Here is a 12857-nt window from a genome sequence, read left to right on the forward strand (position 1 = left end):
TTTATTATTTAAAGTTGGGACACTTAAGCAAATCCCAACTCTATTAATTAAGGAGATTTATCTTACAATCCATGTAGTCAAAATATACATGAAGCTTTACCGTGACAAACAGTGGTTTTATTAATCTTTTTAATTACCACAAACCCATTACTCTGCCATTACCAGCAATAATTAAGAGACAAGTTAGAACATGAAGCAGAACCCAGAATGTTCTAAAAGCTAATGCTTTCTTCACATCTGTTTGTTTAATAGGTAAAAACTCAGGCTTATCTTCATCATTAATACCAATTGGCATTCCAACTGTTCTAGCCCATATTTTTAACCAACGCCTTTGACCAGTCATATTTTTAACTTTTGTATTATTTATTAATTTTGTAACTACGTTTATTGTAATTGATTTAAAAAAGTAGTGCAATTTTAGAAAAACTAATTGATGTACCCCCCTAAAATAATAGCTAATATTAAGAACGCATACGAAGTAGCGAGATTCATTTAGCTACTTTAAATGAAATCCCGCTAAATATATAAAATTATTTGTTAACTTTTAAAAAGCTCCATAGCTTTACCTAATAATTCTTCTGATTTTGCATGATCACCAGCATCATGAGCTGCCATACCTTGATCTCTTAGCATTTGTGCTTCTGCAATTTTATCATCTATACTCTTTGCCATCATTGGGCAAGAACCTGCATAAACTGAACTTGTAAAAAGTACTAAGAATAATGTTATTACTATTTTTTTCATATTTTTCTTTGTTTGATTAATCAACCAAACAATAGGAAAATAATAAGTTTTTGATATAACCAACATTGTCACTTTGCATGTGCAAAATGACCCAACTAGTTATTTAGGTATTTTTAAAGACTAATATTGTTATTGTCTATTTATGATTGAAAAATTTAATGGAGTTTTTTATTTAATATTATTTGTAATACACTTTTTGGGTATAGGTATTTATGCTTATCAAATGATTATTGGAAACCAAAAATTTAGAGAAAAATTTCAAATAGACAAGACAGCTGCAACTGTTATGCGGATGACAGGTGCAATATTTCTAGGTTCTTTCTTGATGGCATTATATATTATGTTTGTAAGACCAAATGGTGTCGAAGCAACGTGGGCATTTTTCAATTTAGTTTTTGTTCAAAATTTTTGTATCTTTATAGTTAATACTTACTCAATTAAGATCGATAAGACGGGTGTTATGAACGATTCAAATGAAGCTATTATTGCACCATTAATTTTCACAATTATTAGTGCCGTTCTTTGTTATGGATTAGCCGATAAGATTTATATTTAAAGCCAATTAGGGAAGGGTAAACCTTTTTCTTCTAGAAATTTCTTATTAAACATTTTAGTAGCGTACTTTTCACTTTTATCACAAAGTATTGTAACGATGGTTTTTCCAGGACCTAATTCTTTACCCATTCTAATAGCGCCAGCAATATTAATTCCACAGCTAGTACCAAGGCTTAAACCTTCATTTTCAATTAAATCATAAAGTATAGGAAGCGCTTCATGGTCATCTATAGAGTAGGCATCATCAATTTTAGCATTTTCAAAATTTTTTGTAATTCTACTTGATCCAATTCCTTCAGTAATTGATCCACCTTCAGATTTTAATTCACCATTTTTTATATAATTATAAAGAGCAGAGCCTTTTGGATCAGATAGAAATATTTTAATATCCTTATTCTTTTCTTTAAGAGCGTTACTTACCCCAGAAATTGTTCCACCTGTTCCTGATGAACAAACGAAGCCATCAACTTTACCTTCAGTTTGTTCCCAAATTTCTTTACCTGTTGTTTCATAATGACCCTTAGCATTTGCAACATTGTCAAACTGATTGGCCCAAACTACTCCATTGTTATTTGATGGTCTTAATTCATCAGCAAGTTTTGCTGCAACTTTTACAAAATTTGCATCATCTTTATATGGTTTTGCCGGAACTAATCTTAAATCAGCACCAATATTTCTAAGAAGATCTTTTTTTTCTTGGGTTTGATTGTCATTCATTACAATTATTGTTTTATAACCAAGTGAATTACCAAGTAGACATAAGCCTATACCAGTATTACCAGCTGTACCTTCAACTATTGTTCCACCTTTAGAGATTAATTTTTTTTCTTCAGCATCTCTAATTAATGTAAGTGCTGCTCTATCTTTAACAGAACCACCAGGGTTCATGAATTCAGCTTTACCGTAAATATTACACCCAGTAATTTCTGATGCAGCTCTTAGTTTAATAAGTGGAGTATTACCTATTCCTGAAATAAAACTGTCTTGAATATTTTTCATTAGCTTGAAGTATCTTTATCAATCTCTTCGACAGCATAGGGTTTAAATTCTTCAGTTGCTGTTCCAACATTTTTTGCTGGTATTCCAACCATTACTGCATTTTCAGGAACATTTTTAGTAACAACTGCATTAGCTCCAACTTTAGCATTAGCACCTATCATCACTGGTCCCAATATTTGAGCACCAGAACCAACTACAACACAATCATTTAATGTTGGGTGTCTCTTAACTTGTCTTTGATCATTTGAATTAATACTGGGAGATATTCCACCTAATGTTGCCATATGATAAATAGTTACATTATTTCCAATTTCAGATGTTTCACCAATTACAACACCCATACCATGATCAATAAATAAATTTTTTCCAATCTTAGCACCTGGGTGAATTTCAATTCCAGTTAAAAATCTTGATAGTTGTGAAATTATTCTTGCAACCAAATGAAACTTAGCAAGGTGAAAAAAATTAGCAATTTTATGAAAAAAAACTGCTTTAACACCAGGATAAGTTAAAATTAAACTTAACTTAGATTTTGCCGCAGGATCTCTATCTATTATAGATTGTAAAAAGTCATTCATGAATTTAGCTTTTATTGATTAAAATATTATATTGAACTATATAGTCATTGTATAACGAATTTAAAGAGGAGAAACTTATGTACAAAAACACAAATTGCTTCCATCTAGCAGTACCATGTGGAGATCTTGAAGTAGCAAAAAAATTTTACAGCGAGACGTTAGGCTGTAGATTGGATAATTCAGCACAAGAGTGGGCTGATGTAGATTTTTGGGGAAATGAGTTAACTCTTCATGCAAGTGAACATAAAATGGATAGTGAAAGACACGATGTTGATATGGGCGATGTTTCTGTTCCACATTTCGGTGTTCATTTATCTAGAAAAGACTTTAATGCTCTTAAGCAAAGATTAAAAGACAATGGTGCCAAATATTACGATGAACCTTATTTAAGGTTTAAAGGTACCAAATATGAGCAAGAGACATTTTTTGTTAAAGACCCTAATGAAAATATTTTAGAGATTAAAACATTAACTGCAAATGCAGATTAATGGCTTCTGATTATAAATCTATAGCAAGCAAGATTAAGTTTGAAGGTAGAGCTTTTATTGATGGTAAGTACGTTGATGCTATCGATGGTGAAAAGTTTGAAAATATAAACCCTGCAACGGGTGAAACTCTTTGCTCTGTTGCAAAATGTAACCATAAAGATGTTGATCTAGCAGTTAAAGCTTCAAGAAAAGCTTTTAATAGTGGTGTTTGGTCTAGAACATCTCCAGAATTTAGAAAAGATATTTTACTAAAATTTGCAGAATTACTAAGACAAACTGGAGAAGAAAATTCTGTTCTTGAATGTATCGATACAGGAAAATTAATTGGAGACTGCATTAATGAGGTTGCAAATGATGCTCCAATGCATTTTCAGTGGTATGGAGAATTAATAGATAAAGTATTTGGTAAAGTTGGACCAACAGAACCATCGTTAACTAGTTTAATTGTTAAAGAGCCAATTGGTGTTGTTGCTGGAGTTGTTCCATGGAATTTCCCTTTGATGATGGCAGTTTGGAAAATGGCACCAGCATTAGCTGCTGGTTGTTCTGTTATAATTAAACCAGCAGAAGATACACCACTAACTGCAATTAGAGTTGCTCAAATTGCAAAAGAAGCAGGTATCCCTGATGGAGTTTTAAATATAGTACCTGGCTTTGGTGATGTAGGTGAAGCACTTGGTAGACACAACGATGTTGATGCGATTTCATTTACAGGCTCAACAGAAGTTGGTGGACTATTCATGAAATATTCAGGTGAAAGTAATTTAAAAACAATTGGTTTAGAGATGGGTGGAAAAAGTCCATTTATCGTTTTAGAAGACGCAAAGATTACAGATGATTTAATTGATAATGCTATTAACTCTGCTTTTTGGAATGGTGGGCAGAATTGCTCTGCAAACATGAGGCAAATAATTCATAGCAAAGTTAAAGATGAATTTTTAGATAAAGTTTCAAAAAAAGTAAAAGCTCTTAAGGCTGGAGATCCACTAGATCCAGAAAGTAATATGGGATCAATGATTTCTAAAAAACATTTAGCAACAGTTGATGGATATATTCAAAAAGGAATTGATGAAGGAGCTAAGCTATTATTTGGTGGTGTATCAAGTGGTGATCAAAAAGGATTTTTTGCAAAACCAACTCTATTTGATGATTTAAAAGAAAACATGACAATTGCCCAAGAAGAAATTTTTGGACCAGTTTTAGGTGTTCTTACAATTAATAGTGATGAAGAGGCATTAAAAATTGCAAGCAATTCCAAGTATGGATTGCACGCAAGTGTTTTCACTCAAGATATTGATAGAGCTTTTCATATGGCAAAAAGCTTACCTTGTGGAACTGTTTCAGTTAATACTTTTTCTGAAGGTGACATTAAAACACCTTTTGGTGGATACAGACAGTCAGGATCATTGAGTAGAGATCAAGGTACAGAAGCACTAGATCAATACCTTCAAACTAAGACTATTTGGATTAGTCACTCTTAAAACTTAATCATAGCAATTATAATAAATAGCTAATTTTCTTTGACTTGTTCAAAAGTTATAAGTTATGCTTCGTTTTTAAATTAATAGAGAGGGATATAATGAAAATAATAAAAACTACACTTGTAGCTGGTTTAATTTCTTTATTTGCTACTTTTTCAACATTCGCTGAAAAAGTTAAAATAGGAGATCCAGGTTGGACAGGTGCAACAGCTATTGCTAACTTATTAGCAGCAGTTGTTATAGATAAAATGGGTGGAGAAGCAGAATTAGTTCCAGGAAATAATACTGCGATCTATGGTGCAATTGATAGAAGTAAAGGTGAAATTGAAGTTCACCCTGATATCTGGTTACCAAACCAGCAGGCTTATACTAATGATCTAGTTCCTAAAGGAACTTTAAAATTAAGTAGCAACCCATATGATGGAGACCAAGGTTATTGTGTTTCTCAACAGTTTGCGAAAAAATTTAATATTACTGCAATCGAAGACTTAGCTAGACCAGAAGTTGTTAAAGCAATGGATAGTGATGGCAATGGTAAAGGTGAATTTTGGATTGGAGCAGATGGTTGGGCATCAGCAAATGCAAACCAAGTTAAATTAAGAGACTACGGTTTATATGATGCTGGTATTGAAGCGATAAGAGCAGCAGAAGCAGTTAAAAATGCAAGAGTACTTGACTCAATTAAAAAAGGTGAAGGTTATGCATTCTATTGTTATAAACCACACGCAATTTGGGGAATGGCAGATGTAGTTATGTTGGAAGAGCCAAAACATGATCCAGCTAAATACAAAATGGTACAACCTAAAGAAGATGCTGACTGGTACAAAAAATCTTATGTTGCTTCAAAAGATGCACTTAAAAAAATTCAAATAGGTTGGGGTACTTCTTTAGAAAGTAAATCTCCAGCTATTGTTGAGTTTTTTAAGAACTTTCAATTAACAGGAGATGATGTTTCAGCTATGGCATATGCAATTTCAGTTGAGAAAAAACAACCAGCTGATGTTGCTAGAACATGGATGAAAAATAATAAATCTAAAGTTGATGGTTGGTTAGGACTTTAAGATAAATAAATTTATACCCGGCGACTTTATTCGTTGCCGGGTACATTTCTTTAAAAACTATTAAATTTTCGAACGGATCTGATGGACTCAGCTATTGAAATAAAAAATGTTTGGAAGATATTTGGTAATAATTCCAAAGAAGCATTAAATGCTATTCAAAATGAACATATTTCAAAACAAGAAGCTTTAGAAAAATATAATTCAGTAATTGGTGTATCAGATGTTTCTTTTAATGTAAAAACAGGGGAGATTTTTTGTGTAATGGGTCTTTCTGGTAGTGGTAAATCTACTTTAGTTAGGCATATCAATAGATTATTAGAACCAACTTCAGGTCAAATTTTAATCGATAATGAAGATGTAATGAAGTTTGATTCAAAAAGTTTGCAAGATCTAAGAAATAAAAAGATAGGGATGGTTTTCCAAAACTTTGCTCTAATGCCCCATAGATCAGTATTAGACAATATAGCAATGCCACTTGAAATAAGAGGTATAAGTAAAAATGATAGATTGGATGCTGCTAACAAGATTTTAGATATTGTAGAGCTTCAAGGCTGGGGAAATAAATTTGCTCACGAACTTTCAGGTGGAATGCAACAAAGAGTTGGATTAGCAAGAGCTCTAGCAGCAGATCCTGATGTTTTATTAATGGATGAACCATTTAGTGCACTAGATCCATTGATTAGAAGACAGCTTCAAGCAGAATTTATCAAACTTTCAAAACAAATGAAAAAGACCACAGTGTTTATAACTCACGACTTAGATGAAGCGGTAAGAGTAGGCCACAGAATTGCAATCATGAGAGATGGAAAGGTTATCCAAATAGGGACACCAGAAGAAATAGTCATGAAACCAGCAGATAGTTATGTAGCAGACTTTGTTAAGGGAATTTCTAGATTAAAAATTGTTCAAGCTAAATCTATTATGCAGCCTGTTGAGAAATTTGAAAAGGAATTTGGATCAATAGCTAAAAACTTAGAAAGTGTTCATGAAAATGATTTATTAAACAAATTAATAGAAAAATCTTCAATTAAAGATGAACCAATATTAGTAATCAATAATGAAAAAAAAAATATTGGTGTGATAACACAGGCAGATTTACTTAAAGCAGTTGTAGAGGGCAGTGATGGAGAATAAAGCAATTATAAATCCATCTAGAGATGAATTAATTACTGACTTTGTAAAAAGTAATCCAGATTATTATATTAAAGAGTTTAAAAAAATTGGTAGCAAACCTACTTACTCATTTTCATTTAATTTATTTGCATTTATTCTTGGGCCAGTTTGGTTTGGAATGCGTAATGTTTGGAATTGGACTTTAGCTTTTTTAATTATTGAAACTTTTTCGGTAGTACAAATTATTCGAGGTTTATTTGGTAATATTACTGCAGACGCCATTGCCAAAGTTGAGCAGGTTAAAGGGACAATAGCTTTTAGAAATAAACAATTAGAAGCAGCGATAGAAAATAATCCAGATAAAATTGATGTATTTAAAAGAAACATAAAATCTTTAGAGGATGCTATGCAAGGCTATCTAGATGAGATTACAAGAGTAGAAGCTTCTGCAATTTGGATTGCTGTGTTTGGTTTTATTTTATTGATAGCAGTTAAGATTGCTCAAGGTGTTTTAGCAAATTCAATTTTAGAAAAGAAATATTCTGAATGGTTATCTGATAAATCTATTCATCCAGGTATGCAGATGAAAAATTACATTTACAGTAGTATTTTTACCTGTGTTATAATGATCTTTACTGTTATTCATTATAGTTTTCCGGGCTTACTTCAGGTAATGGATACGTTCCCAACTCATCCAGAAATAAGATTATTTTCAATTAAATGGATAGAGATTATTTTTGATTATGCTGTTGTTAAAGGAGACGTAATTTTTACTGCTATAACAATTGGTATTAGGTCGGTATTAGATTTCTTGGAATTATTGTTTGTTAAAACCCCTTGGATTGTAATTATAACTGCAATTGTTACCCTTACAGGACTATCAGCAGGACCAAGAGCTGCAATTTATTCTGCAGGATTTTTGGGTTATATGGGTTTTTTAGGTTTCTGGGTTAAAGCAATGACGACACTTGCTTTATTAGGTACAGCTGCAATTTTAAGTATTGCGATAGGTATTCCACTTGGAATTTTTTGTGCAAGACGACAAAGATTTTATTCATTAATAAGACCGATAATGGATTTCATGCAAACAATGCCAGCTTTTGTATTTATGATTCCAGTAATAGCATTTTTTGGAACTGGAAAAGTTGCAGCAGTAATCATTACAATGATTTTTGGTGGAACTCCTGTTGTAAGACTTACCGTTTTAGGATTACGTGGAGTACCAGAAACAATTCGAGAAGCAGCTATCGCTTATGGTGCAACTAAATGGTATTTACTAAGAAAAGTAGATCTACCACTAGCCACACCTTCAATTTTAGCAGGTGTTAATCAAACCGTAATGTTAAGTTTGGCCATGGTGGTTGTAGCATCTCTAATTGGTGCAAAAGGTTTAGGACAAGATGTTCTTGAAGCATTACAATATGCCAATGTTGGACAAGGTATACTTGCGGGTATAGCTATTTTATTTGTTGCATTAATACTTGATAGGGTTGTTCAGGGTAAAAAAAGAGTTTAATAAAACTTAATGGATTATTTAATATTAGGTTTTTTAACTGGATTAAGTTTAATTCTAGCAATAGGTGCTCAAAATGTATTTGTCATAGAACAAGGGTTAAAAAAACAATATATATTTCTTGTTTGTTTAATATGTTCAATTTCAGATTTTTTATTAATTTTTTTAGGAATCTTTTTATTTCAATATCTAAATAATTATTTCACACCAACAGTTGAGTTAATTTTTAATATTTTACTCTTAATATTCTTATTACATTTTATCTGGGGAAAAATTAAAACTAAGGTTTCAGATGCTTCATTTAATATAGACAATAAAACCAATAATTTACCTAGTATTTTAGTTAAAACTTTAGGTTTTACTTTTCTAAACCCTCACGTTTATTCAGATACTGTATTTTTCCTTGGAAACTTTTCTAAAAGCCTTAGTCAAATGGATAAGTATTATTTTGGAGCAGGGGCAGCTATTTCTTCATTCCTATTTTTTTTTATACTGGGATATCTTTCAAAATATTTTTCTAAATATCTTAAGAGTGTAAAAGTATGGAAAAAAATAAATTACTTGATTATTCTTTTTATGTCTATTTTGGCTTTAACAGTGCTAATGGAAATTATCTAAATTTAGCTAGAATAACCGTACTTTTTAAGTCTAACGTCACCTGTCCTTGCGTGTGCTTCCATTCCTTCGTATCTAGAAATTCTTGCTGCTGCAGCACCAACTAACTCAGTAGATTCTTTTGTCATTCTTTGGAAACTTAAAGTTTTAACAAACTTACCAACAAATAATCCACCTGTGTATCTTCCGGCACCTTTAGTTGGAAGAATATGATTAGTTCCTGAACACTTGTCTCCATAAGCAACGGTTGTTTCTTCACCAATAAATAAAGAACCGTAATTTGTAAGTCTTTTGTGAAACCATTCTAAATTTTCTGTCTGAATTTCTAAATGTTCGGGAGCATACTCATCGCTAATAGTTGCCATTTCTTCATCTGTATCACACAGAATAACTTCACCATAATCTCTCCAAGCAGCATCTGCATTTGTTCTTGGTACCTCAGGCAACTCAGCAATTAACTCTGGAACTCTTTTCATTACTTTTTCTGCAAGTTCTTTACTCGTTGTGTATAACCAACAAGGTGAGTTATAGCCATGTTCAGCTTGACCAACTAAATCTACAGCTACTATCTCAGGGTCAGCTTTAGCATCTGCAATAATTCCAATTTCTGTAGGACCTGCAAAAAGGTCAATACCCACTTTTCCAAATAAAATTCTTTTAGCTTCTGCTACAAACTGGTTTCCAGGACCAACAATAATATCAGCTGCAGGGTTATTGAATAAACCATTAGTCATTGCGGCAATTGCCGGAACACCACCTAAATTTAAAATTACATCAGCACCACATAGGTCGGCTGTGTAAATAATTGTCGGATGAGCACCCACACCTTCTTTTGGGGGGCTACACGCGATAACATTTTTTACACCTGCAACTTTTGCTGTAGTCACACTCATAACAGCTGATGCAATATGTGCATAACGACCTCCTGGTACATAACATCCAGCAGTATTAATTGGTATTAGCTTTTGACCAGCAAACAATCCATCTGAAAGTTCAACCTCAAAGTCCTGACCATAGTTTTTTAATTGTGCTTCAGCAAACTTTCTAACTCTTTCGTATGAAAACTGAACATCATCTTTTGTTTTTTGGTCTAATGTTTTTTTAATCTCTTCAATTCTTTCTTTGGAAACAATAATATCACCATCATATTTATCAAATTTCTTTGTAAGATCGATACAGCCTTGTTCTTTAGTAGTTTCAATATTTTTTAATAAATCTTGAACAATTCCAGTTGTTTTAGTGTCGTCTGTTGATGATGTTTTGGGTGATTTTTTTAAATATGTTATAGCCATTGTTTCCCTCTCTAATTTTGAAGCTTTATTTAAAACATTAATATGATTATTTCAATGAAGAATTAGTCTAAAGCAACAACAGCAGCAGCAATAGAGGCCAATCTAGCTTGTGCTTCATCAGATCTACTAGTAATTACTATTGGAACCTTACCACCTACAACAACACCAGCTGCACAAGCACCCATAAAGTAAATCATCATTTTAACTAAACTATTTCCAGTTTCAACACTTGGAACTAACAATACATCTGCATCACCAGCTACTATATTCTTAACACCTTTTATAGCAGCAGATTTTTTTGAAATACTATTATCAAATGCTAAGGGACCAAAAACATCAGCATTTAAATTATCTTCTTTTGCAAGTTTTGTAATTTCATTTGCTTCAATAGAACTTGGCACACTATCCAAAATTTCTTCTGTCGCTGATAGAACTGCAACTTTTGGTCTTTCAATCCCTATACGATTTGAAAAATCAATTACATTTCTTAAGATATGCATTTTTGTTTTTACATTAGGTAAAACGTTTAAAGCACCATCAGTAATTATAAGTGGCTTGTCGTCTTTAGTATTTGTCATATGCCATATGTGGCTTAGTCTTGTTTTTCCAAGTAAATTGTAATCTCTTTTTAAAACTTCTTTCATTAAAATATCTGTATGAATATGACCCTTAACAATAATTTTTACCTTATCTTGACTTGCTAGTTTTGCAGCTATTGCTGCCGTGTTATTTTCTACAGGTTCATGAATTATTTCATACGATGAGATATCCCATTTTAAATCTTCAGCACACTTAAGAATTTCTTTTTTATCTCCTATAAAAATAGGTGTAATTAAATTTTCATTAACAGCATCCTGAACTGACAACATAGGAAGAGGTAAACCAGCATTAACGATAGCAGCATTAACACCTTTTTTCTTATGTGCATGGTCTAGAAGGTTGTTAGGACAAACAATTTCTTTATTTGAAAGCATGAGGTATATTTAGTCTGAATTTTTAAAAAGTATATACTGTAAATTGATAATGATTAAGCCCTTTAAACTAAATATTCCCGATAAAACACTTCAAGAGATTTACACTAAGGTAAAAGATTACCCATGGCATGAAATGCCAGATGATGGTGGCTGGAAATATGGAAGTAACCTTGATTATATGAAGGAGATCTCAAGTTATTGGGTTAAAGATTTTGACTGGAGAAAACATGAATTAGAAATAAACAAATTTTCAAATTTTACAACTGTTGTAGATGATATTGAAACGCATTTTATTCATGAAAAGGGTAGTGGCTCTAACCCAACTCCATTACTTCTTATGCATGGATGGCCTGGATCAGTTGTAGAGTTTTTACATATAATTGAAAAACTTGCACACCCAGAAAAATTTGGTGGAAACATTGAAGATGCATTTGATGTTATTGTGCCTTCTTTACCTGGCTTTGGATTTTCAGGTAGACCATCTAAGCCAATTGGTCCAAGAAAAATAGCTGAGATATTAAATAAACTAATGACAAAAAACCTTGAGTATAAAAATTATATGGCACAAGGTGGAGATTGGGGAGCAACTATTGCTAATTGGATTGGTTATGATCATTCAAAATCATGTAAGGCAATTCATATTAATTGTTTAACTATGCGTCATGCTGATGGCCCACAATCAAAGCAAGAAGAAGAATGGCAAAAAAGGTTTGATAAAGATCAAATAATGCAGGATGGCTATAGAACCCAACAAGCAACAAAGCCACAAACGTTGAGTTACGGTATGATGGATAGCCCCGTTGGTATTGCGGCATGGATTATTGAAAAGATGTATTCTTGGTCTGATTTAAAAGATGGCGATATTGAAAGTGCTTACTCAAAGGATACTTTATTAGCAAATATTATGGTTTATGTAGTTACAAAAACTTTTAATACAGCCTCTTGGATTTATTATGGAAGAAGAGAAGAGGGTGGACGTTTTTTTCCTAAAGACTTTAAAAGAATAGAAATACCAACTGCTGCCGCAATTTTTCCAGCCGAGATGTCTGAATGGCCTCCAAAATCTTATGTTGATAGAATGTTTAATATTACACAATGGACTGAGATGCCAAGTGGTGGACATTTCGCAGCAATGGAAGAACCAGAGTTGCTAGTTAAAGATATTATAAAATTTGCTAAAACTATTCGTTAATTAAAAATTTGATCTTGGATCTTTTAGGGATTTAATTTTTTTAACCATACCTGTTAATTTTGCAGTAATAAAAACCACGTATACAAAACTAAATCCTAAAGCCATAGTGGATAGAACAGTATACACAGCTGTTAGATTTTCTAATTTAAACCAACTTTCAACACTAGGGTTAGAATAATATAGAAAATTCCAAAAAATAAAAAAAACTATTTCATAAATTATAATAATTTTAAATACAGGACGCATATTAGA

The 12857-nt window shown here is 32.2% G+C and carries 15 protein-coding genes; 8 read left to right on the plus strand and 7 right to left on the minus strand.

Annotated elements, in window-relative coordinates; genetic code table 11:
* Positions 1 to 133: 133 nt before the first annotated feature.
* Both AC5YGC_RS02055 and AC5YGC_RS02060 read right to left on the minus strand, forming a co-directional pair.
* Complete coding sequence (locus tag AC5YGC_RS02055; protein WP_496140005.1) at positions 134 to 415, minus strand: hypothetical protein; 282 nt, start codon at positions 413 to 415, stop codon at positions 134 to 136.
* Between the two features lie 122 nt (positions 416 to 537).
* Positions 538 to 744, minus strand: a complete 207-nt coding sequence (locus AC5YGC_RS02060; protein WP_168606465.1) for a hypothetical protein — start codon at positions 742 to 744, stop codon at positions 538 to 540.
* A gap of 142 nt (positions 745 to 886) precedes the next feature.
* On the opposite strand from AC5YGC_RS02060, the gene AC5YGC_RS02065 reads away from it, so the two are divergent.
* Positions 887 to 1300 carry a hypothetical protein gene (locus tag AC5YGC_RS02065; RefSeq protein WP_415284127.1) on the plus strand — a complete coding sequence of 138 codons (414 nt, stop codon included), beginning with the start codon at positions 887 to 889 and terminating at the stop codon, positions 1298 to 1300.
* Here the strand turns inward: AC5YGC_RS02065 and AC5YGC_RS02070 are convergent.
* Both AC5YGC_RS02070 and epsC read right to left on the minus strand, forming a co-directional pair.
* Positions 1297 to 2298, minus strand: a complete 1002-nt coding sequence (locus tag AC5YGC_RS02070; RefSeq protein ID WP_415284126.1) for a cysteine synthase A — start codon at positions 2296 to 2298, stop codon at positions 1297 to 1299. The genes AC5YGC_RS02065 and AC5YGC_RS02070 overlap by 4 nt on opposite strands.
* Positions 2298 to 2876, minus strand: a complete 579-nt coding sequence (gene epsC, locus AC5YGC_RS02075) for a serine O-acetyltransferase EpsC (RefSeq protein ID WP_496140006.1) — start codon at positions 2874 to 2876, stop codon at positions 2298 to 2300. Before epsC ends, AC5YGC_RS02070 begins: the two co-directional genes overlap by 1 nt.
* 77 nt (positions 2877 to 2953) lie before the next feature.
* On the opposite strand from epsC, the gene AC5YGC_RS02080 reads away from it, so the two are divergent.
* The 6 genes from AC5YGC_RS02080 to AC5YGC_RS02105 all read left to right on the plus strand — a co-directional run bounded on the left by AC5YGC_RS02080 (position 2954) and on the right by AC5YGC_RS02105 (position 9150).
* Complete coding sequence (locus AC5YGC_RS02080; RefSeq protein WP_415278830.1) at positions 2954 to 3364, plus strand: VOC family protein; 411 nt, start codon at positions 2954 to 2956, stop codon at positions 3362 to 3364.
* Entirely contained in the window at positions 3364 to 4845 is a 1482-nt protein-coding gene (locus AC5YGC_RS02085; RefSeq protein ID WP_496140007.1) for an aldehyde dehydrogenase family protein, read from the plus strand. Before AC5YGC_RS02080 ends, AC5YGC_RS02085 begins: the two co-directional genes overlap by 1 nt.
* A gap of 98 nt (positions 4846 to 4943) precedes the next feature.
* Positions 4944 to 5906, plus strand: coding sequence for an ABC transporter substrate-binding protein (locus AC5YGC_RS02090; RefSeq protein ID WP_415278832.1), 963 nt, complete (start codon positions 4944 to 4946; stop codon positions 5904 to 5906).
* Positions 5907 to 5987: 81 nt separating this feature from the next.
* Positions 5988 to 7040, plus strand: coding sequence for a quaternary amine ABC transporter ATP-binding protein (locus tag AC5YGC_RS02095; RefSeq protein ID WP_415303569.1), 1053 nt, complete (start codon positions 5988 to 5990; stop codon positions 7038 to 7040).
* Positions 7030 to 8535: an ABC transporter permease gene (locus tag AC5YGC_RS02100; protein WP_415314156.1), complete on the plus strand. Its 1506-nt coding sequence runs from the start codon at positions 7030 to 7032 to the stop codon at positions 8533 to 8535. Before AC5YGC_RS02095 ends, AC5YGC_RS02100 begins: the two co-directional genes overlap by 11 nt.
* A gap of 9 nt (positions 8536 to 8544) precedes the next feature.
* Positions 8545 to 9150, plus strand: a complete 606-nt coding sequence (locus AC5YGC_RS02105; RefSeq protein ID WP_496140008.1) for a LysE family transporter — start codon at positions 8545 to 8547, stop codon at positions 9148 to 9150.
* A gap of 2 nt (positions 9151 to 9152) precedes the next feature.
* On the opposite strand, the gene hisD is transcribed toward AC5YGC_RS02105, so the two are convergent.
* Together hisD and AC5YGC_RS02115 are read right to left on the minus strand one after the other, a co-directional pair.
* Positions 9153 to 10439 (minus strand): histidinol dehydrogenase, encoded by a 1287-nt coding sequence (gene hisD / locus AC5YGC_RS02110; protein WP_496140009.1) that lies wholly within the window; start codon positions 10437 to 10439, stop codon positions 9153 to 9155.
* Between the two features lie 62 nt (positions 10440 to 10501).
* The gene (locus AC5YGC_RS02115) at positions 10502 to 11413 is read right to left on the minus strand and encodes a bifunctional enoyl-CoA hydratase/phosphate acetyltransferase (RefSeq protein ID WP_415314158.1); all 912 of its coding nucleotides are present in this window, start codon (positions 11411 to 11413) and stop codon (positions 10502 to 10504) included.
* 49 nt (positions 11414 to 11462) lie between these two features.
* On the opposite strand from AC5YGC_RS02115, the gene AC5YGC_RS02120 reads away from it, so the two are divergent.
* Positions 11463 to 12605, plus strand: coding sequence for an alpha/beta fold hydrolase (locus AC5YGC_RS02120; protein WP_496140010.1), 1143 nt, complete (start codon positions 11463 to 11465; stop codon positions 12603 to 12605).
* Here the strand turns inward: AC5YGC_RS02120 and AC5YGC_RS02125 are convergent, their stop codons facing one another.
* Complete coding sequence (locus AC5YGC_RS02125; protein ID WP_496140011.1) at positions 12606 to 12851, minus strand: hypothetical protein; 246 nt, start codon at positions 12849 to 12851, stop codon at positions 12606 to 12608.
* Between the last annotated feature and the right edge of the window lie 6 nt (positions 12852 to 12857).

This window comes from Candidatus Pelagibacter sp. uisw_138 (genome assembly GCF_059512485.2).